This is a genomic window from Bacillus sp. NS1, assembly GCF_058248265.1.
In genome coordinates, this window is record NZ_JBZAZF010000002.1 from 932,995 (window position 1) to 957,096 (window position 24,102).

Below are 24,102 nucleotides of genomic sequence, written 5' to 3' on the forward strand. Positions count from 1 at the left end.
ATGTGACAAAAATATCACTACAACATAACAATAGCTTATGTGCACCGATGGCGGTTTTTCGTTTTTTGCTCGGGCTGGCTGTTGGGGGAGCTTCAGCGATGGTACCGGCCTTTTTGGCAGAAATGGCACCGCATGAGAAGAGAGGGCGTATGATAACCCAAAATGAGCTAATGATTGTCGGCGGGCAATTTTTAGCATATGTTTTTAATGCGGTTCTTGGTGTTACAATGGCAAATACCGGACATGTTTGGAGATACATGCTTGTCCTTTGTGCTGTTCCGGCATTAATGTTATTTGCGAGCATGCTCATGGTACCAGAAAGCCCAAGATGGCTAACCTCCAAAGGCAAAAAAAGTGAGGCGCTGCGTGTTCTTAAACAAATTCGAGAAGATAAACGGGCAGAAGCTGAATTTAGGGAAATTAAAGCAGCGGTAGAAAAAGATACAGACCTAGAGAAAGCATCACTCAAGTACTTTTCTACACCATGGCTGCGCCGTCTTTGACTGCTTGGAATCGGTATTGCTATCGTGAATCAAATTACAGGTGTTAATTCAATTATGTATTATGGCACTCAAATCCTTAAAGAATCTGGCTTTGGTACAAAACCGGCTTTAATCGCTAATATTGGGAATGGGTTGATATCGGTTATAGCAGTTATATTTGGGATTTGGCTGGTCGGAAAAGTGAGCCGGCGTCCAATATTATTGATTGGTTTGGCGGGAACGACTACAGCACTTTTATTAATAGCAACTTTCTCAATCGTGCTTGATGGATCTGCAGCACTCCCTTATGTTGTACTTTCTTTGACCGTTTTATTTCTTGCCTTTATGCAAGGATGCGTAGGGCCTGTGACTTGGCTGGTCATTGCGGAAATATTCCCTCAAAGATTAAGAGGACTTGGTTCCGGAATAAGTGTTTTTTTCTGTGGATTTTAAACTTTATGATCGGCTTTGCTTTTCCGATATTGCTTAGTTCTGTAGGTTTATCTTTTACATTCTTTATATTCGTCGCGTTGGGTGTATTGGCAATCGGTTTTGTGTATAAATTCATGCCGGAAACAAAGGGGCGTACACTTGAAGAACTAGAAGAGCACTTCCGATCTCAGCACGATAAAGATACCCCTGAAAAATCAGTTATTGAGGTTTAATTATCTATATCTCTCTCTGCTTATAGGAAGGCTTTTTTGTTTGATTGAGAAAATCATAAACTTTTTAAACAAAATCAAAATCCCTCCGGTAGAGGAATTTTGATTCAGCATAAAAGAGGAATTTTAATGTATTTATAAAAAACTGCAAGTACAAACCTACACGTATAGTACTGGAGTTGATACCTTGAAAAATTCGCCATCTCTTATATAAAAACGAGGGATGCGGCGGCTTAATGTAGACACCACTTCATAGTTAATCGTATTGAGCATTTCAGCAATTTCATCAACTGAAATCTCAGCTCCTTTTTGCTGACCGTAAATCACGACTTCCTCTCCTTGTTTACCTTCACCGTCTTCTCCTAAACTAACCATAATCATATCCATAGTCACTCTTCCCGCCACTGGCACTCGTTTCCCTCGATGAAGAACAAACCCGCGGTTGGAAAGCGCGCGAGAATAACCGTCAGCATATCCGATCGGGAGTGTAGCAATTACTTCGTCGGGTTCTGCAATGTATGTAGCACCATAGCTAATGGTTCGAGGTTCTGTCCGCATCGTTTTCACATAAGCGATACGCGCCTTTAAACTTAATGCAGGTTCAAGTTTCACGAGGTTTAGTTGTTTGATATAGGCTGAAGGATATAAACCATATAAGCCTATGCCTAAACGAATCATATCAGCACTAAATTCCGGAAAAGCGATAGCTGCCGCCGTGTTGTTCATGTGCACGGTGGGCAGTTCAATGCCCTGATGTTTTAAAAAGATGAGAAAACTAATAAACTTTTCGTGCTGCAGCTTGGTTAGTGTAGTGTCTGCTTCGTCGGCGGTTGAAAAATGTGTAAATATCCCTGCCCACCTGAGGGATTTGCTTGCATTTAGTGCTTTCACTACTGCTAATAGCTCTTCCTTTGTGCGTACACCTAATCGCCCCATGCCAGTATCCACGTTAATATGAATAGCCAGCCGGTCAGTACTCGCTTCTTTTTCCAATATCTCGTTAGCTTCTTTTATCCAATCAACCTGAAATGCTGATAATGTTATGTTCCAAGCTGCTGACTTTTTCACACAACTAAGGGAGGTAAAACCAAGCACAAGGATAGGTGCTGTAATCCCCGCTTTTCGTAAAACGATTCCTTCCTCCACGCTGGCAACAGCGAGCTCACTCGCCCCGTGTTCCAGTGCATGACGCGCCACTTCTACAGACCCATGACCATAACCGTTCGCTTTTACGACAGCCATAATTTTGCTCTTATTTGGAATATGACGGCGAATCGCTCGTAAATTTTTTTTTATGGCATCAAGATTGACTTCGATCCAAACTTCTCGGCAAAGCTTTGTCATTAACGCTTCCTTCCTTCTTATGGAATAGTAAAAACCGCATTTAGCCGCAAACATAAATGTTAATTGTTGGATACTTTCCATCTTATTTTATTCAACTTCATTTGAAATCATTCAACAGCCAATCTATGGTAAACAAGATGTTACCGATGCCGAAGTTGTACATAAATAACTTGCTTTCAGTGATCTATAACCCAAACATGAAACGGTTCTGTCTTCCGGAAAGATTCCATTAACCGGAAATCTTCCGCGTAGAAGTGCTCGGGAAAAATAAGCAGGACATTTATATGAAGGTGCTGGCCGGGCTAATTCTTCTTGATAAAGAAAGGGGAATGCCTATGTTACTGAATATTGGAAGAACTTTTTAAATAAGAAGGACTGAGAAAATTCGTAAAAGAAGATCGGTATCAAACGTCCTGTTCCACAAATCGAACATATGAGTATATAATTAAATTCATATTGAGAATCATTTAAATGAGGGATATACATGAAAAGGGGAGTAAGTTTTCAAATACCGAATGAATATGGAAATTATCTATGGAGAATACTGCAGCCATTTGAAATAGCTAATTATTTGTGGCAAGCGAGTGGAGAATCCTATTTTGTTGTAGACGGAGAGCTAGGTGATGAGGAGCTCTTTAATGATTACGCCATTGTAGAAGGGACTGACTTTGCGAATCGATTAAAAACAAATCAGTACTATACCATTTTTGTTGAACTGCAAGCATTTCCATTTGGAAAAACAGTTGATCTAGTCAAGACATATGAAGAGTTTGTTGACAGTGATTGCGAATTTGTCCTATTGATAGCTGATAACAGTTATGTTTCGATATACTGTAAAAACAAAAATACGATTGAAAAATTATACTTCAATGCAATAAAGAATGATTTTGGGGAAGTTCAATTTATAACTGATGAAAACGACGCAAGAACAGGCCTTACCGTATGATCATTCAATAAAGTTAAAGGAGTAATACATATGACAATGCAAATTAAAATCAAATATATAGATGAAACACAAACAAGAATCAGCAAAATTGAGCAAGGGGATTGGATTGATCTTAGAGCTGCTGAAGATGTAGCAATCAAAAAAGGTGAATTTAAACTTGTCCCATTAGGTGTAGCAATGGAATTGCCTGAAGGTTACGAAGCTCATGTCGTTCCTCGTTCAAGTACATATAAGAACTTTGGCGTTATTCAAACAAACTCAATGGGTGTTATCGATGAGTCGTACAAGGGAGACAACGATTTCTGGTTCTTTCCTGCTTATGCGTTACGTGACACAGAGATTAAGAAAGGGGATCGGATCTGCCAGTTCAGAATCATGAAAAAGATGCCTGCACTTGAATTAATTGAAGTTGGGCGTTTAGGGAATGAAGATAGAGGCGGACACGGTTCAACTGGAACGAAGTAAATAATAAAAACCTTGGCTGTATTCATGCTGTGATCTGAACAATGGAGGTTTCAGCCAGGGTACATATCATCATACGCATAAATCGAAATGTTATGCTCAGACTATATTTCCAATATTTAAGTAAAAATTGCATCCCGCAATAATAAAATAAAGAGCTCCATGATATCTTTGTTTTTTCCTAAAAGAATCAATCCCAAAGTAAATAAAAAGTGCAACAAAAATCAGTTGAACATAAGAAAAAAATTTAGGGTTATAGTTGAAAAATGAATAGATTAATAACATTAAAAGAATGAGGCAACAACAGATCTTAATAAGTTTAAGCAAAAAATAACACTCCTTATATAAACAGTCATTTTAAATTTAACACATATTAGGAGAGGTTGCAGGGGGGATATTAAATAACAGAATACTTTTATCTAGATTTTTATAGGTAGGGGAAGGCAACTAAAAACAAATAATGACGCTAATTATTAGCCAGGTTAAATAACATGTTTTGATTAATAATTGAATTTAGAGCAGCTATGGGTCAAGTTCAAAATATAAGATGAAATGAGACACAAGTCTTCACAAAAAAATCTGCGATCGTCGAAAAATAGCATAAAAAAACCCCCGGTATGTCGCCGGGGATAAATAGATGTTTAAGCGATTTAGTGATGTTTTTTATACGATTCGACAAAATCATAATAATGCTCATCGTCATCATAATACTTTTTTTCGTAATGATAATCGTGATCATCATAATACTTTTTGTCGCAATCATCATGTTTTTTATCATGGTCGTAATACTTTTTGTCGTAATCATAATGTTTTTTATCATGATCATAATATTTTTTGTCGCAATCATAATGCTTTTTATCATGGTCGTAATACTTTTTGTAATACGTTTTTTTCCAAGTGTAATACTCTTCTTTATATTTTTTATAATAACCCAATTAAATTCCTCCTTTTATTTCATTCGAAATTAATTTATGAGGTTTAAATAATATGGTATGGTCAAATGAAATAATAATAGTAAAAAGAGGCTGTTTAAAAAAACTTTCTGAAAAACAAAACAGATTAACTGCTTATTAAAAGGCGAAAGGACTCAATAACTGTAAATAAGTATAAAATCATAAAGTGTATGCAGAAGATTCATAAAGAGGGATATTTGAACGTCTCGAAAATTCAAGAGCTCTATGATGTTATTTTGATGCTGCCTTTAAAAAGATTTAATGTTAGACCTCAACAAACAGCAGAACCGGTCAGAATATCATAAAAGAAAGGTCAATGATCAAATGAATAAAATGATAGGGAATTTGTTTTAAAGAAAGCCCAATTGCACATGGACAAATGACAATTGATATGGAGGTAAAATACAATGCATTAAACAGAGGGAGCGATTGGAGGATATAATGTGTTTAGACAATATCCAATTTGGTATACACAAACACCTTACTATTTAAATTTTCATGTGCCTCAATATCAAATCATTTCTTATAATCCTCAACAATGTTATCAACGGTGTATGTATCAAACAGGCGGTAACTATGAGCTATGTGGCAGACTGTGCTATGAGGATATACAGGTGTAAAAGAGGGGGCTAACTCCTCTTTTACAGTGATTGGAATAAAAATCTCGATTTATATGCACTGCACGTGCTTAGTATTTGCGTTAATATTGTTTTCGTAATACATTATGCCAAGGAACTGAAAATGAAAGAAGGATATGAATAGTCATGACTCAATTCGATAAACAATACAATTCAATCATAAAGGACATTATGAATAATGGAATCTCAGATGAAGAATTCAATGTCAGAACCAAGTGGGACTCTGATGGAACACCGGCTCATACACTTAGCGTCATCAGTAAGCAAATGAGGTTTGACAACTCAGAAGTGCCTATTTTAACGACAAAAAAGGTAGCCTGGAAAACAGCTATTAAAGAATTGCTTTGGATTTGGCAGTTAAAATCTAACGATGTTACTGAATTAAACAAAATGGGCGTACATATTTGGGATCAGTGGAAACAAGAAAACGGCACTATCGGAAATGCATATGGATTTCAGCTGGGGAAGAAAAACAGAAATCTAAATGGAGAAAAAGTGGATCAGGTTGATCATCTTCTTCATCAATTGAAGAACAATCCATCTTCACGCAGACACATTACAATGCTGTGGAATCCTGATGAATTAGACGCAATGGCTTTAACGCCATGTGTATACGAAACTCAATGGTATGTTAAGCAAGGTAAGCTCCATCTCGAGGTAAGAGCACGGAGTAATGATATGGCATTGGGGAATCCATTTAATGTATTCCAGTATAATGTTTTGCAGCGCATAATTGCTCAAGTGACTGGTTATGAGCTTGGTGAATATATCTTTAACATTGGTGATTGCCATGTGTACACACGTCATATCGACAATTTGAAAATTCAAATGGAAAGAGAACAGTTTGAAGCACCTGAATTATGGATCAATCCTGAAGTCAAAGATTTTTATGACTTTACGATTGATGATTTCAAGTTAATTAACTATAAGCATGGGGACAAGCTTTTATTTGAGGTAGCAGTTTAATGCTGCCTCTTTATTGATCACTGTATTGTAGTAGGCGATCTTAATTTTATTTCTAAGACATCAGGAAGATGAATTAAATTGGATTATCGAAGAAGTTAAAAAGATTAATACATATATATTTTAAAGACTCATATAAAAAAGATTAACTTTTAAAGTTAATCTTTTTTATTTAGAAGAAAATATCCTAATTTTGAAACTAAATACAAAGTGAAAGCGATCATTAAGGTTCTGGATATTACAATTCCATGAATGGCGAGATCATATCCAGCAGGTATCAACGCTTTTGTATTAAACATAAAATACATTGATATTAGAAGCGCTATAATAACCAAAAGCATTCCAATAGGACCTGTCTTTCCATATTTCATACAATTTCCACCCTAAATTAAAATATGATATAATAAACAAATGAGCTGAAGATTCTGATGATTATTTCTAAAATAAACCAAGCTATGAACAGCATGCTATTTTTTGTGTAATTGTCCTAATAATACCGCCTGGCAATGCCGGCGGCCTTTTTCTGCTTCTTTATTTATTAACAGAAATCGTAACGTTATTTCCTGAAACAGAAACCTTTGCGGAATCCTGTGTATCTACCACAGGTGTGACGGCTTTATTGTCAATTGTAATATTGTTAAAAGCAGTTGAAAAAGTTGTTTTGATGGAATTACGCTGACTTTCATAAGATACCGCCGCGGTAGCAAGTGTTTTCCATTTTGAAATCGTGCCGATGTTGGTTCCTTGGATTTCTGTGATAATCCGCCCGGTATAACCATCATTGTTCGTTCCCCAAAGGGTCATGCGTGTATTGCCATTCAAATTTTTATAGATTGTCATTTGGACTGTGCTTCCTGGACGGAAGCCTTTAGTGTATGTGAATTTGTCCTTTCCTTCGATGTACGTTTCTTCATTTTTGGACCCCACCTTCATGAGGGGCTTCCAGACGTTGTATTGTTTGCTGTACTGAAGCCCGATATCCGCCTCAGTTCCATTAGTTGCGCTAAATCCTGAATAAATATAAGGAGTGGAGACCGAGTCTTCATGTTTTACCGTGTCCGGAAGCTTGATTTTAGCTGTGAAAACTTGGCCAGTACTGTTCAGGTAGGCGCGGCCGCCGATGCCTTTAGGCAGCTGAGAAGCTGCTTTTGCGACTTGAGTGTCTGCCGCGGGCAAGCCTGTAATACCCGATGAAAGTGTTCCGAAAAGAACTGCTGTTCCTACTGCACCTGCAATCAATACTTTTTTCAACAAAATTCCCCCTTTTGATAGTGGTTTCGCTATTCATTATACCTTATTTTGGAATTGTGTTTATGTATATAAATCGACAAAATATTTCATTTGCCAGTAAATTTCATGTTGGATTGTTTATATATGGCGAAACTGCTCTTCCAATCTGAAACTTTATACATTTATTAGATCAAATGATTAGCTCACTATCGTTTTAACCGATTTGAAATCTTCCTCAAAATAAAAGCACAAATGCTTAAAGAAATGATAATCAAAAGAATGACCGCCATTGTTTTCCAGCCGATAAAGAAGGGATGATCTTTAATAACTGCTTGTCCATGCAAAATCATAAAAGAACAGATACCGACTAAAAAAAGAAAACAAATACTTAGGATCGCCAACGAGTTACGTGTATATGTTTTCAATTCCTCTTTAACATACAGCAAAACGAATACAAAGCAGCTAACATTGGCAATCGTTTTTATTACATCAAAGTTTTTCATGGCAATTGATATAAATAGGCAAAGTAACATGAGATAAAGTGCTATGTTTTTAGACAAAGAATCTCTCATTTTATATATGACCCTTAAAAAGCTTACAAAAGTTCCTTTATAACAACAATACTTGGAAGCAGAACAAATCGCACTTACATAAACTAATTAAACTATGTACTAAATTTTCAACATGAATTTAGATTCAGTCATTAAGGAAAACTTCAGATTATACCAACAGTAGGTCAAACAAAAAAACCCGGCATTAGCCGGGGAAAAAGTGAAAACGAGGAGATGTTTAATGGAGTTTAGTAATGTTTCTTACGCTTTTTATACTCTACAACATAATCATAGTCTTTTTTGTCGTGATCATAATATTTTTTATCATAGTCATAATATTTTTTGTCATAATCACAGTCGTAATATTTTTTATCATGGTGATCGTATTTTTTATCATATTCGTAATACTTCTTATAATACGTTTTTTTGACAGTGTAATACTCTTCTTTATATTTTTTGTAATAACCCATATTTACTCCTCCTTTATTGTTGATACGCTTTATTATATGGCGAATTGATTGTGCGGCTTGGACAGTTAAAATCATAGAAGAAAAAAAGGGCTGTCCAAATCATAGAAAAAGAGGCAGATGACACAGAAACAAATCAAAATAAAAGCCGATTTTTCATCGGCCCAATCATTTATCTTATATTAGTTTGTCTTCTTTGTTTTCTGAAATCACTTTTTCTCACATCCTTAGTCAGTCAGCTGGTCACTTGTTTACATTCTGATAAGGCTTTTCCTGCATAACAGCCAAGCGCGGGCAGTTTATCATGTCCAAATACGAAAAACCTTACAAATAAAATAACGAGTAAATTTGTGCAGTTTAATTCCATGCTCTCTTGCTGAAGAATAACCAGCTAAACAAATGATAAGAGATGACGGTTAAAATGAAAATGCGTTTATTTTGAACATTTTAAAAACCGGCAGCTGGCGCAACGAAATCACATGCGGGATTCATAATACTGCTGCAGCTGAATATAATGTCCAATGCCATTTGCAAAAAAAAGCGGGGAGGGTTGAGCTGGATTAAATGTGGTTGACGCTGGCTAGTATCTATAGGTTTTACGAACAAGGTAAGGAGTATTGAGATCATATCGGCCATACGGGAAGGCATATCAGAATCGAATTCAAAGAAATGATACGTATAGTACTGTGACTTGATATGATTGAAGTAGAGGAGAGATTTGGATGATGCGATTTACTAAGGTAATTGGATTCCTGTCTGTTTTAGGATTCGCTGCGGTTTTTCCATTAACAGCACAAGCAGAACAAACGGGGACTGCAGGAGCTGGAGAGTGGGATAAGCTGGGGACTTACACATATACTTATTCAAGTCCGACGGTATATTCGAGCGGAGGAGATTTTAGAGTATGCCTTTCAGGAAGCACTCCTTTTTCTGTTTCGCTGCACTTATATGAGGATGATGCCGGTGACAATCCTGATGATTATGTAGGGTCAAACTATTTTTCACCCGGAGAATGCCATACCTTTAGCAGTATTGGAAAATTTGTAGATGGGAGCAATAACAAGGCCGAGTTCTTTGTTACCGATTACTCTGGTAAATCAAAAACCGTTACGTTTTATGATTGATGGCCTTAGACTTTTGAAAACAAAAGAGAGAGACACCTCTCTCTTTGTCTATTCTTCGACAGTCTTACGAAGTCGTTCATTTACAATACCTGTCCAGCCTCCATCCATCTTATCGCGTATAATAGAGCTCTTCTCGTTTGCTTTGCCGATCACTTCATTTGGCTCCTTCCAGCCGCCGTGAATAAGGGTAAACCTCGTCTTTTCTCCCAAGTCTTCTAATTGAAAGGTAACGACCCATCCATCTGTATCCCATTCAAATGAAAGTTCAGTGGGAACTTGAACAGTCAAAACTTTACAAGGAGACGGCCCAAACGGTGATTGTAAGTGGAATTCTTGTCCTTCGTTCAGCTGAAAGTCATTGGGCATAAACCACTTGGCGATGCCTTCTGAAGTGGAGACTGTTTCCCAGACCTTCTGAATAGGTGCCTCCAGGATCATATTTTTTTTAATATCCGGTAATTTATTTTCGTGTTTTTGATTCATTCTGCTTACCTCTTGGCATATGATGTTTTTTCAATTAAATCATATAATAACTAATAAGATCATGTCCATAGCTTGCATGATTTATGCTGGAGCCTGTTGGTGAACATTGTATCAGTCATCCAGTTTGATCTGTGAAAGGGGTTGTTCTGGGTGTACGAGAAAGAAAATACGGAGAGAGAGTACATCTTCGTCTTTTCATTCCTGATTGTTTGTGCAGCGGCAATGGTTATTTTTGAACCGGAAATCCTGTTCAGCCAAATCGTTCTGCGCGGATTTGATGCGTTCATCAGTTTTGTTTTATTAGCTAATGTGCTGTTTTTCTGGAGAAGGAATAAACGTATAGCTATGTTTCAGGAGTTTTAGCTGTCATCAATTTCATAATGGTTATATTAATCTAAAACAGGAGGTTTTTTATGCTTGGAAAAATCAAAGCAGCCATTGATAACAGTCCAGGAAAGCCGGCTAGAATCGTAGTTAGTGAAAAAACGTTTCAGCAACTAGAGAAAGAGATGCGCTTTGTTTACGTTTCCAAACCAAAAACGATAATGGGAATACCTGTGGAAGTGTCAGATCAGGCAGAAAGCTTCAAACTGGAATATTAGTTTATTCAGGACTGTAAAAAAGGCTCGATTTGAGCCTTTTTATGATAATAAAGTTAAGATTCGTTATCATTTCAAACTAGCGCTTGCAAACATGTTTCAGTTTTTTATACTTAAGTGGAGTGTTTCTGCTTTTTAAAAATGCTGAGAACATGGGAGGGAGCAATGCACAAACATAAGCGCAACAGCTTTAAAACTCTGATAGAAATTTTAATTGTTTCAACAAGGCTTGGGTTTACATCATTCGGAGGTCCCATTGCTCATCTGGGCTACTTTTATGAAGAATATATTCGCAAAAGAAAATGGCTGGATGAAAAAAGCTATGCTGATTTGGTTGCTTTATGCCAATTTTTGCCTGGACCGGCGAGCAGCCAAGTTGGGATTGGGATTGGTGTTATGCGTGGCGGGTTACTTGGCGGTATCGTTTCATTTCTTGGCTTTACGCTACCCTCTGTTTTGGCACTTATTATATTCGCCCTTTTGTTAAAAAGTACCGATATAGAGCAAGCCGGCTGGATTCATGGTTTGAAAATCGTGGCGGTTGCAGTTGTTGCACATGCTATAACAGGAATGGCTCAAAAACTGACGCCTGATGTTAAGCGAAAAACGATTGCTTTGTTTGCATTGGTTGTTTCACTTTTATGGCAAACCGCGTTTGTCCAAGCAGGTATTATAATCATCTCAGCAGCAATTGGTTTTTTACTGTTTAAAGACTCTATCGACAAAAAAGAATCAGCATTCCATTTTCCTATTTCTAAGGCATTCGGAACAGTGTGTCTTTCATTATTCTTCGTCTTGCTTGTTCTTCTGCCTGTTCTGCGAGAATCTGCGGATTTGCGCTGGCTTTCTATGTTTGACAGCTTTTACAGGGCTGGTTCCTTGGTTTTTGGCGGGGGACATGTTGTATTGCCGTTATTGGAACGGGAATTTGTACCAGCTGGAATGATCAGCAAAGAAGCATTTTTAGCAGGATATGGTGCAGCACAAGCTGTGCCGGGTCCGTTATTTACATTTGCCGCCTATCTGGGTGCAGTCATGGGCGGCTGGCAGGGCGGAATGTTAGCTGCTATCGCCATTTTCCTGCCTGCGTTTTTGCTGATTTTAGGTGCGTTGCCCTATTGGGATGTTTTGCGGAGAAATCCTAACCTAAAGGGAGCTCTTGCAGGAGTGAATGCAGCGGTAGTCGGAATTTTAATTTCAGCTTTTTATTTTCCAATTTGGACAAGTGCGATTTTGAATCCGATTGATTTTGCATTTGCGGCCATATTGTTCAGTATGCTTGCTTATTGGAAGCTGCCTCCTTGGGTGATTGTAATCACTGGTGTGATTGGCGGCTTTCTTCTGAACCTTCTATAAATTTGATTCCTTTAAAGCGTGATGAAGACGTTCATCATGCTTTTTTTATTGAAAAAAAAGACGAACATAAAAAGTAGATGTGCGGGAAAAATAATCCTATTAGACAGAAGGGAATTGACAGATGGATAACATGATATCAACACTTACTGACTGGATTGTGTGGTTTCAAGCGTTAGTTGTATTTCTCATTCCATATGCAATCAATAAAGTGTTTACTTGGATTCATATATAAGAAGGTGCAATTATGAGGTGGCGGAGCAATCAGTACAAAACACAGAAGCAGCATCAAGAATCAGATCATACAAAAACTGAAAAGCAGGATCATGATGTGTTAACCGGTAATGCCGGATATGACATTGAGCATCTAAAAAGGAAAATCGGACATAACGGAGACGTTCATTTCCGTGAACTTGAGATCACTCATTTACATGTGAAAGCAGCATTGATCTTTGTTGATGGACTGTCTGATCAGGATTTGGTCAATAAAGGACTATCAGCGTTAGTCATGAATCAGCCTCATCAGGTAAGCGACGCAATTTCTCAATCCGGTAAAGGTATATTGACTTCGCAGTATATAAAGAATCAAATCGGATCAATCGGTGATGTCATAGAATCAGAGAAAATCAGTGAAATCGTGCTGAATGTTTTTATGGGTTCAACAGCGCTTCTTATTGACGGAATGCCGCAGGCCTTTCTTCTGGGAACAGTAAAAAAACAAAATAGAAGTATCGAAGAGCCGCTTTCAGAAGCACTTGTCAGAGGGCCGCGCACGGGTTTTACAGAAGAGTTGAGTACGAATACAGCTCTTTTAAGACAGCAAGGAAAAAATGATCAATTAACATTGCAGAAATTTGAAGTAGGGACACGGCTAAAAAAGGATTTAATCATTGCTTATATGAATGACATTGCAGATCCCAAAGTGGTCGAGGAAGTAAAAAAAAGAGTAAGAGGGATTGAGATCGATCATTTGCCGGAATCAGGCTACGTTGAACAGCTAATTGAGGATAATTATTTGAGCCCATTCCCGCAAGTACAGAGTACAGAACGGCCTGATCGAGTCATAAGCGGATTAATGGAAGGAAGAGTAGCCATTCTGCTTGACGGCACGCCGTTTGCCTTGCTTGTTCCGGTTACTTTCAGCATGGTGCTCCAATCGCCTGAAGATTATTATGAACGATGGTTCCCAAGCTCGCTCATCAGATTGCTGAGGTTCATTGCGGCAATCATAACGTTATTTGCGCCGGCTTTATATATATCATTTATTTCTTTTCATCCGGGGTTAATTCCGACCAAACTGGCTATTTCAATTTCTGGGACGCGTCAGGGTGTTCCATTTCCATCCCTCATTGAAGCCTTATTTATGGAAATTGCGATCGAAATTTTACGGGAAGCGGGGCTTCGTCTGCCAAAACCGATCGGACCTGCAATAGGAATAGTTGGCGGATTAATTATCGGGGAAGCAGCAGTGCAAGCGGGGATTGTCAGTCCTATCATGGTCATTGTCGTTGCGCTCACAGCAATCTCTTCATTTGCCATCCCGCATTACAGTACAGGGATAGCACTTCGAATGCTTCGGTTTGGTGCAATGTTTTGCGCGGCGGTGTTTGGATTATTTGGTGTCATTATGTATTATCTCCTGCTAAGCAGCCATGTCGTAAAGCTAAAGAGTTTTGGTGTCCCATACGCAAGTCCGGCAGTGCCTTATCACCTGAAAGATTGGAAAGATTTCGTCATCAGAATGCCTCTTTTAGTCATGAAGCGCCGGCCTAAAATGATGAATACAGATAATACAAAACGGGTGAAGTGATGAACTAAACAGGATGGTGATAAAGTCTCATGTTCAGCCCAACCAGTAAAATTACAACCGCTCAAGCAACGATTATCATCATTAATTATATGCTTGCTGCCGGAGTTCTTACGCTCCCTCGGACAGTAACAGAACAAACGAAATCTCCTGATGGATGGATTTCAGTTTTATTAGGCGGGGTCATCGCCGTAATAGCCGGGATCATCATAGTTAAATTAAGCCAGCAGTATCCTAAGGAAACATTTTATGAATATTCCAGACATATTGTAGGGAAATGGATCGGCGGTTTGATCAGTATCGTTTTCATTGCTTATTTTTTGGTGCTCGGTGCATTTGAAGTCAGAGTCATGTCCGAAATCGTGGAGTTTTTTCTCCTTGAAGGGACACCGTCTTGGGCCATTATTATGATAGTTCTTTGGATTGGGCTTTATTCGATTACACAAGGGCTTGATCCGATTGCCCGGCTTTTTGAAATGATCTTTCCGATTACGGTCATCATCTTTTTAACGATAGCCCTCATGAGCATAGGGATATTTGAGATCAACAATTTACGCCCTGTATTTGGGGATGGAATAATGCCGATTCTCAAAGGAGTAAAGACAACGACCCTTTCGTTTACATGTTCGGAAATTATGCTCATTTTAGTGGCGTTTATGAAAAAACCAAAGAATGCAATGAAAGCTGTTGTGTTCGGGACAGGTGTTGTGAGCTGTTTTTATATCATTACGCTGATTATGGTTATCGGTGCACTATCAGTTGATGGAGTTGTGACGAGAACATGGCCGGGACTTGACCTGATGAGAAGTTTTGAAATACCTGGTTTAATATTTGAACGGTTTGAATCATTTCTGCTTGTCATTTGGATTATGCAGCTTTTTGCGACATTTATTATCACTTTTTATGCAGCTTCTTTGGGAGTCTCGCAAGTTTTCAAAAAGAAACCACTTTCTTGTATGTTTGGGCTGCTTCCTGTTATTTATATCTTCTCTTGCATGCCAAAAAATGAAAATGACGTGTTTATTTTGGGCGATATGGTCAGTCATTTGGCTTTGTATATATTTGGCGCTTTGCCGATTTTGCTTTTAGTCATATCGAAATGGAGGAAAAGAGGTGAAAAGTAACATAAAACATCCAGTGTCCGCTATTGTCATAGTATGTCTGCTGATGGTTTGCGTAACAGGATGCTGGAGCAGCCGGGAAATAGAAGAGCTGGGTCTCACATTCGCTATCGCAATTGATAAAGGAAGAGAAACAAACACTGAAAAAGAGTTACAAGAAGAGGGCGGGAGCTATCCGAAAAAAGACAACATTACGCTGACCTATCAATTTGTTAATGAAAAAGCGGCAGGCGCGGGTACAAGCGGAGGAGGCGGTGGCGCACAAGGGGCGCAAAAAGCGTATATTAATATTAGTGAAACGGGGGATTCGTTACAGCAGATTGGAAGTGAGGTTGCGTTAAGAAGGGACCGTGAAGTATTTAGCCCGCATTTAAAAGTTGTGGTCATGAGTGAAGATGTGCTGCGTACATATCCTATCGACAAAATGCTAGATCAATTTTTTCGTGATAATGAAATCAGGCTGAGCTGTCTTGTTTTATCTGCAAAAGGGCAGGCGAGAGATGCCCTTCAGCTGAAAGAGAGCGGTGAAATTCCTGCATTTCGGCTGATTGGATTAGGCGAAAATGAACATAAAGTTTCACGAATTCTTCCCCCTGTGACACTCGCGAAACTAATCGGAAAATTGCATTCCGGCAGCAGTTTTTTATTGCAAAATGTGGTCTCGGCAAATGGAGCGGTCAAGTTTTCCGGAGCAGCGGTAATCAACGGGAAGTCTAAAAAAATGATCGGCACTTTAAATGAATATGAAACGGAGGGGATTACATGGATTGCCGGGGAGGGAAAAGGCGGAGTTGTCAAAAGCTATGATAAAAAGAGCCAACAGGTGATTGCTTATGATATCAATAACATAAAAAGCAAAATCAAGCCGATAGTAAAAGGAACAGATATTTCATTCCATGTCGATATAAAATCAGAAGGAGATTTGGTTGAAAACTGGAACACAAAAGAGACGTTGGACACTCAGTTTTTAGAACGTATTGAAACCAATACTGAAAATGAAGTAAAGAAAATAGTCGATAATGTATTAAAAAAAATCCAGCATGAATATAAAGTAGATGTTGCGGGTTTTGATGAATCTTTAAGACTTGAGCATCCGGGCTTATGGAAAAAGATGAAAAATAACTGGGATGACACCTTCAGTAAGGCTGACATCACTTACAGCGTAAACGCCACAATTAATCATTATGGAACGGTTAAAACTCAGTGATGAAATAAATAGATGCTTAAAAAGAAGAGAGGGGAATATCTCTTCTTTTTCTATGCATTTTTCAGGATTAAAATACTTTTTTTAGGAAGATGTATTTTTAAAAACGATCAATATGCTAATATAGGAATTGCTTCAAATAGAAGGGAGGAGGGGCTATGAGACAGAAACCGATTTATGTAGAAATCAAAATGAGATCTGATCTGGATAAGCTCTGGGAATATACACAAAACCCATCGTTGCATAAAGAGTGGGACCTCCGGTTTTCAAACATCACGTATTTGCATAAGCAGCCTTGCGAAAGGCAGCAGTTTCTTTACGAAACAAGGATAGGCTTTGGTTTAAAGGTATCGGGTACAGGAGAAACAGTCGGTGTATTCGACAAATGTTCATCTGAAAGAGTTTCCTCACTGGCTTTTAGCTCTGATCATCCGTTATCTCTGATTCAGCATGGCAGCGGGTACTGGAAGTATATACAACGAGACAACGGGAAAATGACGTTTTTAACACAGTACCAATACAAAACAGCCTACGGAGTGCCGGGAAGATGGATCGATTGCTTATTATTTCGGCCGCTTCTTGGCTGGGCGACTGCATGGAGTTTCGATGCTTTAAGACTTTGGATTGAGCAAAATAAACATCCGAAACACTCCATTCGATCTGCTATCGTCTATGTGTTAATGTGTCTGTTTTTCAGTCTGTTTTGGATTTATCAAGGTTTTACAGGTTTTGAAACAAGCATTTTAGTAGGAACAGCTGAGATAGGATGCGGTATTTTGTGGCTGATTCCATTAAAGAGAAAGTGGATCATTCATGTTGTCCAGGCTTGTATTTTTGCTGGATTCGCTTTTCTAGGTTCTGAGATATTATTATGGATTCTGTTAAGTGTTTTTTCTGCGGCAAGCGGCATTCTTAGTCTGCAGCTCCCCAGTGCCCGGCATACAAAACGAAAGAGAAAGAAGTGACATTGTGAGTTCGATATACGAAAAAACGATCAAGAACTATCATTTGCTGCATCCCAAGCTGCAAAAACGATATCAATTAGACGAATCTCATACATTCAGCGGGACAGGAACGATGTCAGAAATAAGCGGAGGCTCTTTTCTGGTCAGAATGCTGTTAAAGCTGGGTGTTTTTTTCAGGTGCTTCTTTTCAGAAAGAGGCAAAGACATCCCATTTATGATAAAAAATAGAACTTGTCTTATGAATCGGGATCATATCGGGATAGAATGGAATCGTACATTTTACTTTAAAGGCAATAAACGTTTCTTTGACGCGATAATGGTATACGACGAAAAAGAAGATAGAATACTTGATTTCTTCGGCAAACCTCATCTTCTGCTGTCTGTTTTAGCGTTCGAGGCATCTCCTGATGGCTCTCTTACGATTACATCGGAAAAGCAATGGCTATTGCTATGCGGAAAAAGAATACCGCTGCCAAAATGGCTGACGGGTACATCCGTTGTTTGCGAAACGTTTGACGAAAGCAAGAATTGCTTCACCATTCAAGTGCATGTGCAAAATACAATTCTCGGGACTCTTTTCTTTTATAAAGGAACGTTTCAGGAAGAAGAGAGAGAATCATGCTGAAACGAAATGGCATGGTCAGTGCGCTTTGCTTTATAGGATTTCTTGCAGCGGAAACACCCCATATTTCAGTGGCAGAGGCACTTGTTTTGTTATCCATTCTTATTTTCGTACCGGGAATTTTTCCTTTTGTCTTTTATCAACCTCAGTTTCGGGCTGCTCAATCTCTAGAATCTGCGTTAATGAAGTGCTATCCGGCAGCAGCTATCTTTGCGGTGCTGGCTCTTGTGACAGACATCGGGGGTTTCGCGCTGATCTGGTGGATGTACACAGTTTTTATGGCGTTATATGCGATTCTTCGCCTCCGGCAAACAAAGATACATAGAATCGAAGAGACATCAGTTCTGTTCGGGCTTATCTATTTGGCGGGCGGAGGGTTTTGGTTTTTTGCTTATGCTGCACATTTGCAGATCATGCAATTCGGCCCTCTCATCATTTTGCTGACTGCTGTCCACTTTCACTATTCAGCTTTTCTTATCCCGATCTTTAATGGCTTGCTCGGGAGAATCACCAGAAAAAATCGGATATTGTACAGGTGGATAACATGGGTGATTTTAATTTCGCCCCTTCTTATCGCGCTTGGCATCACATATTCAAAAACACTTGATATCATTGCGGTTGGCATCTATATGGCGGCGCTTTATCTTCACACATTTTTGGTGTTCACCACAGCTTTTCGAAGCACGACAGGGAAATTTCTTATTCGGCTTTCTTCTGCCGTACTAATGATAACGATCACTTTCTCGATGGTTTATTCATTTGGTGTATTTCGGCAAGACGTTACACTAACCATTAATCAGATGATTTGGATTCACGGTTTTGTTAACGCGTTTTTTGTTATATTGCCCGCTCTCATAGGATGGAGAATAGAAGATCCGAAGCCCTTTGATGCAGACAGCGGAAAGGCATTCAGCCGTATCTACGGAAAAAGAAGGATTGGAAAAGACTTTTTAGCTAACATTCAAGCTGAAGATAACGTTCCGTACAGAGGGCTTGTGAATGATATGGGAAGCCTTCGTTCAAAAGATTTTTTACCGGAAAATCTGGCGCCGTTCATACTATCGTTTTATGAACAAACCATTGATTATAATGTAAAGGCAAAAGTGACGTGGAGCACATGGTTTCGGCCGTTTGCAATTGTTTACGAATGGTTCAGCAGAAGAACCGGCCAAATACATCTGTCGACGAACCCAGACTGGTATAGGATGTACAGCACTATAAAGGGTGTCAATTCGAAAAAAGACGGAAGAAAAAAAGTGCGTGCCTGGATCAGAACAAATGAAAAAGACGAAACCATTTTTACAGCTTTATATTCAGTGTATCGTTCAAATGGAGAAGGGTATATGAACATCTCCCTCCCGCTTCCATTCAGCAGCATGACAGGCATTTTAAAGCCTTATCATCATCAGGAGAGGCTGGTTTTGACAAGCAGGCGGAGAAAAAGCGGAGCCGGGGATGAGGGGATTTATCTGCAAACAATAGCGGGAACTTGTCCGCTGCCTTTATCTGAAACCTTTCTGATAGAAGCTATGCATGACAACAAGTTAACTGCTGTTCATCACATGTGGCTGTTTGGAATTAAATTTCTAACTGTACATTACATCATTACATATTGTCCGTCCAAATGAAAGAACCTAACATAAAGAAGAGGATTCGTCATCCAGCTGTTTAGTGAGTAGATCAGATACATTCCAATTCTGCGCCGCATCTAGAAGGGAAAGGAAGGATTAATGATGTTTTATATCAGTTGTTTTCTGATTCTTTGGCTAGCTGCGGGGTTTACAGTGGGAATGAAACAAGTGTATGTCGATCAGCTGTTCGATAAAGACGTGATCGAAAGACTGGAAAAAGAAGCGGGTAATCATGGGCGCGCTGACCGGATGATCAAACAGCGTGTCCTTTACATCGCAGCAGTGACATTAAGCGGGTTTATCGCTGTTTATTATGAAGTGAAAACAATCCCGCAAAGGCAAAAAATAAGGAAAATTGAAAAAAACATCATGAAACTGAATAAAGAAAAGAAAAGAAGAATGAAAAGAAAATAAAAATGCACAGGCCAAAGGGCAGGTGCGTTTTTTTGTTTGATATGAGAATAGGGAAAAAGGAAGGTGGTTCCAACTTACTTTTCATAAATTCAGAAATGGGAAGAACAGCGCCCGGGCTAATGGTATATAATATTGTGAATTTAACAAAAATTTAACAAGGAGGACGAGAAATTCGTGCTAAAGCCTCAAAGAAACCGACATCCTGTTGATATGGACTTAGAGGCGGAGTAGATGAAACCGGCCAAAGTATCCCTGCTCCGCCGTTTGCTCCATTCCTTGAAGCATGTTGATTGTAACATAGCCAAACGTTTTCCATCAACTCTTAATATTGTAAAATTATTGTTTGTTTTTATGGTATTTACTCCGATTTCTTCAATATATGCTGAAGATGTATATCAGAATTTTGAGGAATTAAAAAACAATGAAGACCCTTCTGATTACGGCATTGTTACGAAGGAAGCCGGCAGCCCTGTCCTTATTTTAGCGATTCACGGAGGAGGTATTGAAGGCGGGACAAGTGAAATAGCAAGAGAGCTCAGCAAAGAGTACTCAATGTATTTATTTGAAGGCTTAAAATCTTCAGGAAACTCAGTGCTTCATATTACAAGCACGCATTTTGATGAGCCTTGGGCTCTGAAGATGACAGGAAGTCATGAATATGTCATTTCATTGCATGGGTATGCAGAAGAAGATCAGCAGATCGAAGTCGGCGGTACAGATCGCATAAGAGCGGCAGATTTAGTTGAAAAACTGCAAAATGAGGGTTTTCCAGCTGTATTGCTCAGTACAGACCATCCGCATGCAGGTGTAAGTCCGAATAACATTGCAAATAAATCAAAAACAGGTTTGAGCATCCAGTTAGAAATGAGCACAGGTTTTAGAAGATCTTTGTTCGGCATTTTTTCTTTAAAAAGCAGATCTGTTACTCAAAATGAAAGGTTTTATGATTTTACTGAGGTAATGTCCCGTTTTATCAATAATAGCTACTGAAAAATAGGAGGCACTAAGCCTCCTATTCCTCATGCTGCTCTTTCGTAACGTCAGGAAATAGCTCGTCTGAGGCTTCTATTTGATACTGCAGCATGTTATCTCTGACTGACAGTTCATTTCGGAAGGTTTCATCCAGCACATTTTTTAGCAAATACCGATGAAAAAAGTATTCAAAAACAGTTAGACAGGCAGCGGAAAGCAGAGCAGCTGAAAATGGTGAGAAACCGTTTCTTGTTTGGGTTAAAACAAAGACCCAAAGAATAACGAATGAAAGTCCAAAGTCAGCCAATGAAGCTGTAATATTGTTTGTTCTGGGAAGGACGAGTATGTCACCGGATAGATAGGAAACAAAACCTAAGAAAAGTGCAATAAACATCACACTTAAAAAGGGCGCGTGATAGAATCTGTCCAAAATCACATATAAAAGGGCGAGAGTAAAAGCAACCTTTGAAGCAAGAGCAATGATATGTTTCATTTGACCACCTAAATTGTTATTTTTGAAGAAAACCCTTGGCAGTAAACAAATTATTCAAATCGAATCCATAAAAGGCCATCGCTGTACAGTCATTATTTTAAACAATCCGATTTTGTTTACACTGGTATTTTTTTCTGGCTGGATGAAACTTTCTTGGGAAAAAGTCGTACAAATGAATGATCAGCTTTCAAGGAGGGGATGATTTGTGAAGATAAAAGGAATCAATCACTTGTTATTTTCAGTTTCTCATCTGGATACATCAATTGATTTTTATCAAAAAGTGTTTGATGCAAAGCTTCTGGTAAAGGGAAGAACAACAGCATATTTTGATTTAAATGGCATCTGGCTTGCGCTTAATGAAGAACCTGACATTCCGAGAAATGACATTAAGGCGTCTTATACACATATTGCTTTTACTATTGAAGATCATGAGTTTGCGGAAATGTCAGCAAAATTAAAAAGGCTTCATGTTAATATTCTGCCTGGCAGAGAACGAGATGAACGCGATCGAAAATCAATTTATTTTACCGACCCTGACGGCCATAAATTTGAATTTCATACCGGAACCCTTCAAGACAGGCTTCGGTATTATAAACAGCAAAAAACGCATATGAATTTTTATGATTGAGACGACCTCTTGCTACTACACAGAACACATACATAAAAATCATGTATGGTTAAAATATGGTAAAGGGAGGGATGTGATTGAAAATATAAATCCTAGGCTTAACAACAGTTTTGATTTGTTTTTTTAGCATTAGCAGTACCCATGCGTCAGCTTTAGATTTTGATTACACAACAGACTTTATTTTAAATGACAGCACAAAAACGTTTGTTCTGGAAAATATCAGTGATGTTCCGGCGATCGACTATTTTTTAGGCTATCAGTTTACGATATTGGGAGCCAATACTTGTTCAGTTGAGGTTAAACTTCAGTGGATGGGGCTTATGGGAGAATATACAACACTGAGTACGAGGCAATTCAGCGGCAGCTGGTTTGATTTTAGTGCTCAGGATAAGGTTGCTATCGATTCATTTCACCGTTACCGTATATTTGCAGAAGAACATTCAGAAAACTGCACAAGTGTTCGGGTAAAGGGCAGTTATGGTATACAATATGTTTCATTTTAATTGAAGCTCACGTTGATCAAGAGAAGTGAGCTGTTTTTTTGGAAAATGTTGAACCAACTATACAATGTACTAAATTTTCATTAAAACTCAATTGCCGCGCTCCTTACATAAACATGAAGCAGCATCATTCCACGACCTAAGAAAATGAAACATTTTTAAGGAGATAACGTCTAATGTTTTAAACGGACATTATTATGATAAAAGTTTCCTGAAGGAAAGAAAATTTCTTGACTTCAACAATTATTTAGTGGATAATTATGGTGTAAACATGATGTTCTTTTTCCTCCTATTCAGGCTCGCACCCAAAAGTCAGGGCGAGCCTGCTTTTTTCGTACAATAAACCCCCTCTCCGTAAAGGAAGAGGGGGTTTTTCATGCATCTGATAGATCAATAGGTTAATGGACGGTTCTGAACACGCCAATCACTTTCCCTAGAATGCTGACATTCTGCAAGATGATAGGTTCCATCGTTGGGTTTTCAGGCTGTAAGCGAATGTGAGTATCCTCTTTATAGAAACGTTTTACCGTAGCTTCATCATCTTCTGTCATCGCCACTACAATTTCCCCGTTGTTCGCTGTATTTTGCTGTTTAACGATGACATAATCCTTATCGAAAATACCAGCTTCAATCATACTGTCTCCCATAATCTCCAGCATAAACACGTGCTCGTCAGGAGGAACCATACGGTCAGGAAGAGGAAAATATTCTTCAATATTTTCTACTGCTGTAATAGGAGATCCCGCCGTGACTTTCCCAATGACTGGTACATTTACGACCTGGCTTTGCGGAATGTCTACTTCTTCATCAAGTATTTCTATTGCTCTAGGTTTTGTCGGATCCCGTCTGATCAGCCCTTTTGTTTCCAAACGGGCCAAATGGCCGTGTACAGTTGAGCTGGACGCAAGCCCGACAGCCTCTCCGATTTCTCTCACGGAAGGCGGATATCCTTTTGATTTAACCTCTGCTTTAATAAAACGGAGGATATCAAGTTGCCTTTTTGATAGCTTCGTCATTTTTCGCACCTCAAAACGTCGATTTTAAGTAGATTATAGCATGATTTTCCTTACAGTACAAACATAGGTTCGAAAAAAACAATTGACAGAAACATTTGTTCGTATATACTGAAATTATAAAAAAGCGAACAAACATTCCTGTTGGAGGTTATGATCATGAGTAAAGAATCTATTATTTTTGTCGGTCTGTTCACAGTGATTTTGAGCGCGGTTATCCTTTTGCTATCATATACAAGCAGCGGTCAGGAGCTTAATCAGTATGTTAAAATAGAAGTCCAGCAGGGCGACACACTTTGGTCAATTGCTGATCAGGTAGCAGATACAAAAAAGATAAACAAAAATGATTTTATTGAATGGGTAGCTGATAACAATCATCTTCAGACGTCTGATATCCAGCCGGGAGATGAGTTGGTGATTCCGTTGAAAAAGAAGCATCAGGATGCATATGAATTGGCAACTGTAAGATAGAGAG

Annotated in this window: 25 protein-coding genes and 6 pseudogenes; 21 read left to right on the top strand and 10 right to left on the bottom strand. The window is 38.7% G+C overall.

Features of this window, described 5'->3' with window-relative positions; all coding sequences use genetic code 11:
• Nucleotides 1-47 precede the first annotated feature (47 nt).
• A pseudogene (locus AC4CV5_RS10015) lies at nucleotides 48-1,147 on the top strand (sugar porter family MFS transporter); the annotation flags it as partial.
• Between the two features lie 156 nt (nucleotides 1,148-1,303).
• On the opposite strand, the gene alr reads toward AC4CV5_RS10015, so the two are convergent.
• Nucleotides 1,304-2,488 carry an alanine racemase gene (gene alr / locus AC4CV5_RS10020; RefSeq protein WP_166852548.1) on the bottom strand — a complete coding sequence of 395 codons (1,185 nt, stop codon included), beginning with the start codon at nucleotides 2,486-2,488 and terminating at the stop codon, nucleotides 1,304-1,306.
• A gap of 484 nt (nucleotides 2,489-2,972) precedes the next feature.
• Between alr and AC4CV5_RS10025 the strand changes: the two genes are divergently transcribed.
• Together AC4CV5_RS10025 and dutA are read left to right on the top strand one after the other, a co-directional pair.
• Nucleotides 2,973-3,434: a DUF2691 family protein gene (locus AC4CV5_RS10025; RefSeq protein WP_166852545.1), complete on the top strand. Its 462-nt coding sequence runs from the start codon at nucleotides 2,973-2,975 to the stop codon at nucleotides 3,432-3,434.
• A gap of 30 nt (nucleotides 3,435-3,464) precedes the next feature.
• Nucleotides 3,465-3,899: a dUTP diphosphatase DutA gene (dutA, locus tag AC4CV5_RS10030; RefSeq protein WP_166852542.1), complete on the top strand. Its 435-nt coding sequence runs from the start codon at nucleotides 3,465-3,467 to the stop codon at nucleotides 3,897-3,899.
• 647 nt (nucleotides 3,900-4,546) lie between these two features.
• Here dutA and cotU read toward each other — a convergent pair.
• Nucleotides 4,547-4,831, bottom strand: a complete 285-nt coding sequence (cotU, locus tag AC4CV5_RS10035) for a spore coat protein CotU (RefSeq protein WP_166852539.1) — start codon at nucleotides 4,829-4,831, stop codon at nucleotides 4,547-4,549.
• A gap of 397 nt (nucleotides 4,832-5,228) precedes the next feature.
• Between cotU and AC4CV5_RS10040 the strand changes: the two are divergent.
• Nucleotides 5,229-5,341: pseudogene (locus AC4CV5_RS10040) on the top strand (hypothetical protein).
• Between the two features lie 272 nt (nucleotides 5,342-5,613).
• Nucleotides 5,614-6,453: a thymidylate synthase gene (locus AC4CV5_RS10045; RefSeq protein WP_222142890.1), complete on the top strand. Its 840-nt coding sequence runs from the start codon at nucleotides 5,614-5,616 to the stop codon at nucleotides 6,451-6,453.
• A gap of 155 nt (nucleotides 6,454-6,608) precedes the next feature.
• Here AC4CV5_RS10045 and AC4CV5_RS10050 read toward each other — a convergent pair.
• The 5 genes and pseudogenes from AC4CV5_RS10050 to AC4CV5_RS10070 form a co-directional block, all read right to left on the bottom strand.
• A pseudogene (locus tag AC4CV5_RS10050) lies at nucleotides 6,609-6,821 on the bottom strand (hypothetical protein); the annotation flags it as partial.
• A gap of 160 nt (nucleotides 6,822-6,981) precedes the next feature.
• The gene (locus tag AC4CV5_RS10055) at nucleotides 6,982-7,704 is read right to left on the bottom strand and encodes a YrpD family protein (protein WP_166852530.1); all 723 of its coding nucleotides are present in this window, start codon (nucleotides 7,702-7,704) and stop codon (nucleotides 6,982-6,984) included.
• Between the two features lie 182 nt (nucleotides 7,705-7,886).
• Nucleotides 7,887-8,252: a YoqO family protein gene (locus AC4CV5_RS10060; RefSeq protein WP_376768340.1), complete on the bottom strand. Its 366-nt coding sequence runs from the start codon at nucleotides 8,250-8,252 to the stop codon at nucleotides 7,887-7,889.
• A 227-nt stretch (nucleotides 8,253-8,479) separates the two neighbouring features.
• Nucleotides 8,480-8,701, bottom strand: coding sequence for a spore coat protein CotC (gene cotC, locus AC4CV5_RS10065; protein WP_166852527.1), 222 nt, complete (start codon nucleotides 8,699-8,701; stop codon nucleotides 8,480-8,482).
• Between the two features lie 235 nt (nucleotides 8,702-8,936).
• Nucleotides 8,937-9,065, bottom strand: a pseudogene (locus tag AC4CV5_RS10070) (twin-arginine translocase TatA/TatE family subunit); the annotation flags it as partial.
• Between the two features lie 71 nt (nucleotides 9,066-9,136).
• Between AC4CV5_RS10070 and AC4CV5_RS10075 the strand changes: the two are divergent.
• Together AC4CV5_RS10075 and AC4CV5_RS10080 are read left to right on the top strand one after the other, a co-directional pair.
• A complete protein-coding gene (locus AC4CV5_RS10075) occupies nucleotides 9,137-9,262 on the top strand; it encodes a hypothetical protein (protein WP_376768341.1) in 126 nt (41 codons plus the stop codon).
• A gap of 161 nt (nucleotides 9,263-9,423) precedes the next feature.
• Nucleotides 9,424-9,822: a hypothetical protein gene (locus AC4CV5_RS10080; RefSeq protein WP_456521008.1), complete on the top strand. Its 399-nt coding sequence runs from the start codon at nucleotides 9,424-9,426 to the stop codon at nucleotides 9,820-9,822.
• A gap of 48 nt (nucleotides 9,823-9,870) precedes the next feature.
• On the opposite strand, the gene AC4CV5_RS10085 is transcribed toward AC4CV5_RS10080, so the two are convergent.
• The gene (locus AC4CV5_RS10085; protein WP_490922663.1) at nucleotides 9,871-10,305 is read right to left on the bottom strand and encodes an SRPBCC family protein; all 435 of its coding nucleotides are present in this window, start codon (nucleotides 10,303-10,305) and stop codon (nucleotides 9,871-9,873) included.
• Nucleotides 10,306-10,455: 150 nt separating this feature from the next.
• Between AC4CV5_RS10085 and AC4CV5_RS10090 the strand changes: the two are divergent.
• From AC4CV5_RS10090 to pghL, 11 genes and pseudogenes are all read left to right on the top strand, one after another.
• Nucleotides 10,456-10,703 (top strand): annotated as a pseudogene (locus AC4CV5_RS10090) (hypothetical protein).
• A gap of 15 nt (nucleotides 10,704-10,718) precedes the next feature.
• Nucleotides 10,719-10,907 carry a hypothetical protein gene (locus tag AC4CV5_RS10095; protein ID WP_148961729.1) on the top strand — a complete coding sequence of 63 codons (189 nt, stop codon included), beginning with the start codon at nucleotides 10,719-10,721 and terminating at the stop codon, nucleotides 10,905-10,907.
• A 162-nt stretch (nucleotides 10,908-11,069) separates the two neighbouring features.
• On the top strand, nucleotides 11,070-12,260 hold the full coding sequence (gene chrA / locus AC4CV5_RS10100; protein WP_166852517.1) for a chromate efflux transporter: 1,191 nt from the start codon (nucleotides 11,070-11,072) through the stop codon (nucleotides 12,258-12,260).
• A 241-nt stretch (nucleotides 12,261-12,501) separates the two neighbouring features.
• Nucleotides 12,502-14,067 carry a spore germination protein gene (locus AC4CV5_RS10105; RefSeq protein ID WP_166854667.1) on the top strand — a complete coding sequence of 522 codons (1,566 nt, stop codon included), beginning with the start codon at nucleotides 12,502-12,504 and terminating at the stop codon, nucleotides 14,065-14,067.
• Between the two features lie 29 nt (nucleotides 14,068-14,096).
• Nucleotides 14,097-15,188, top strand: a complete 1,092-nt coding sequence (locus AC4CV5_RS10110; protein ID WP_166852514.1) for a spore germination protein — start codon at nucleotides 14,097-14,099, stop codon at nucleotides 15,186-15,188.
• Between the two features lie 43 nt (nucleotides 15,189-15,231).
• Entirely contained in the window at nucleotides 15,232-16,392 is a 1,161-nt protein-coding gene (locus AC4CV5_RS10115) for a Ger(x)C family spore germination protein (RefSeq protein ID WP_217501552.1), read from the top strand.
• A 155-nt stretch (nucleotides 16,393-16,547) separates the two neighbouring features.
• The gene (locus AC4CV5_RS10120; protein WP_222142894.1) at nucleotides 16,548-17,354 is read left to right on the top strand and encodes a hypothetical protein; all 807 of its coding nucleotides are present in this window, start codon (nucleotides 16,548-16,550) and stop codon (nucleotides 17,352-17,354) included.
• A gap of 4 nt (nucleotides 17,355-17,358) precedes the next feature.
• Complete coding sequence (locus tag AC4CV5_RS10125; protein WP_490922665.1) at nucleotides 17,359-17,979, top strand: DUF4166 domain-containing protein; 621 nt, start codon at nucleotides 17,359-17,361, stop codon at nucleotides 17,977-17,979.
• Nucleotides 17,976-19,614, top strand: a pseudogene (locus AC4CV5_RS10130) (YndJ family protein). Before AC4CV5_RS10125 ends, AC4CV5_RS10130 begins: the two are co-directional and overlap by 4 nt.
• Before the next feature lie 92 nt (nucleotides 19,615-19,706).
• Nucleotides 19,707-20,021, top strand: coding sequence for a hypothetical protein (locus tag AC4CV5_RS10135; RefSeq protein WP_166852504.1), 315 nt, complete (start codon nucleotides 19,707-19,709; stop codon nucleotides 20,019-20,021).
• A 231-nt stretch (nucleotides 20,022-20,252) separates the two neighbouring features.
• Complete coding sequence (gene pghL / locus AC4CV5_RS10140) at nucleotides 20,253-21,011, top strand: gamma-polyglutamate hydrolase PghL (protein ID WP_490922666.1); 759 nt, start codon at nucleotides 20,253-20,255, stop codon at nucleotides 21,009-21,011.
• A gap of 22 nt (nucleotides 21,012-21,033) precedes the next feature.
• Here the strand turns inward: pghL and AC4CV5_RS10145 are convergent, their stop codons facing one another.
• Complete coding sequence (locus tag AC4CV5_RS10145; protein ID WP_490922667.1) at nucleotides 21,034-21,486, bottom strand: YndM family protein; 453 nt, start codon at nucleotides 21,484-21,486, stop codon at nucleotides 21,034-21,036.
• 205 nt (nucleotides 21,487-21,691) lie between these two features.
• Between AC4CV5_RS10145 and fosM the strand changes: the two genes are divergently transcribed.
• Both fosM and AC4CV5_RS10155 read left to right on the top strand, forming a co-directional pair.
• Nucleotides 21,692-22,114, top strand: coding sequence for a FosM family fosfomycin resistance protein (gene fosM, locus AC4CV5_RS10150; protein WP_166852497.1), 423 nt, complete (start codon nucleotides 21,692-21,694; stop codon nucleotides 22,112-22,114).
• A gap of 110 nt (nucleotides 22,115-22,224) precedes the next feature.
• Nucleotides 22,225-22,617 carry a hypothetical protein gene (locus AC4CV5_RS10155; RefSeq protein ID WP_490922668.1) on the top strand — a complete coding sequence of 131 codons (393 nt, stop codon included), beginning with the start codon at nucleotides 22,225-22,227 and terminating at the stop codon, nucleotides 22,615-22,617.
• A gap of 395 nt (nucleotides 22,618-23,012) precedes the next feature.
• Here AC4CV5_RS10155 and lexA read toward each other — a convergent pair whose 3' ends face one another.
• Nucleotides 23,013-23,630 (bottom strand): transcriptional repressor LexA, encoded by a 618-nt coding sequence (lexA, locus tag AC4CV5_RS10160; protein WP_166852495.1) that lies wholly within the window; start codon nucleotides 23,628-23,630, stop codon nucleotides 23,013-23,015.
• 150 nt (nucleotides 23,631-23,780) lie between these two features.
• Between lexA and yneA the strand changes: the two genes are divergently transcribed.
• Entirely contained in the window at nucleotides 23,781-24,098 is a 318-nt protein-coding gene (yneA, locus tag AC4CV5_RS10165) for a cell division suppressor protein YneA (RefSeq protein WP_166852493.1), read from the top strand.
• Nucleotides 24,099-24,102 lie beyond the last annotated feature (4 nt).

Coding starts and splice junctions, on each gene's coding strand:
- alr (WP_166852548.1), bottom strand. CDS start 2,488: ATGACAAAGCTTTGCCGAGAAGTTTGGATCGAAGTCAATCTTGATGCC.
- AC4CV5_RS10025 (WP_166852545.1), top strand. CDS start 2,973: ATGAAAAGGGGAGTAAGTTTTCAAATACCGAATGAATATGGAAATTAT.
- dutA (WP_166852542.1), top strand. CDS start 3,465: ATGACAATGCAAATTAAAATCAAATATATAGATGAAACACAAACAAGA.
- AC4CV5_RS10045 (WP_222142890.1), top strand. CDS start 5,614: ATGACTCAATTCGATAAACAATACAATTCAATCATAAAGGACATTATG.
- AC4CV5_RS10060 (WP_376768340.1), bottom strand. CDS start 8,252: ATGAGAGATTCTTTGTCTAAAAACATAGCACTTTATCTCATGTTACTT.
- cotC (WP_166852527.1), bottom strand. CDS start 8,701: ATGGGTTATTACAAAAAATATAAAGAAGAGTATTACACTGTCAAAAAA.
- AC4CV5_RS10080 (WP_456521008.1), top strand. CDS start 9,424: ATGCGATTTACTAAGGTAATTGGATTCCTGTCTGTTTTAGGATTCGCT.
- AC4CV5_RS10085 (WP_490922663.1), bottom strand. CDS start 10,305: ATGAATCAAAAACACGAAAATAAATTACCGGATATTAAAAAAAATATG.
- AC4CV5_RS10095 (WP_148961729.1), top strand. CDS start 10,719: ATGCTTGGAAAAATCAAAGCAGCCATTGATAACAGTCCAGGAAAGCCG.
- chrA (WP_166852517.1), top strand. CDS start 11,070: ATGCACAAACATAAGCGCAACAGCTTTAAAACTCTGATAGAAATTTTA.
- AC4CV5_RS10110 (WP_166852514.1), top strand. CDS start 14,097: ATGTTCAGCCCAACCAGTAAAATTACAACCGCTCAAGCAACGATTATC.
- AC4CV5_RS10115 (WP_217501552.1), top strand. CDS start 15,232: ATGGTTTGCGTAACAGGATGCTGGAGCAGCCGGGAAATAGAAGAGCTG.
- AC4CV5_RS10120 (WP_222142894.1), top strand. CDS start 16,548: ATGAGACAGAAACCGATTTATGTAGAAATCAAAATGAGATCTGATCTG.
- AC4CV5_RS10135 (WP_166852504.1), top strand. CDS start 19,707: ATGATGTTTTATATCAGTTGTTTTCTGATTCTTTGGCTAGCTGCGGGG.
- pghL (WP_490922666.1), top strand. CDS start 20,253: ATGAAACCGGCCAAAGTATCCCTGCTCCGCCGTTTGCTCCATTCCTTG.
- AC4CV5_RS10145 (WP_490922667.1), bottom strand. CDS start 21,486: ATGAAACATATCATTGCTCTTGCTTCAAAGGTTGCTTTTACTCTCGCC.
- lexA (WP_166852495.1), bottom strand. CDS start 23,630: ATGACGAAGCTATCAAAAAGGCAACTTGATATCCTCCGTTTTATTAAA.
- yneA (WP_166852493.1), top strand. CDS start 23,781: ATGATCATGAGTAAAGAATCTATTATTTTTGTCGGTCTGTTCACAGTG.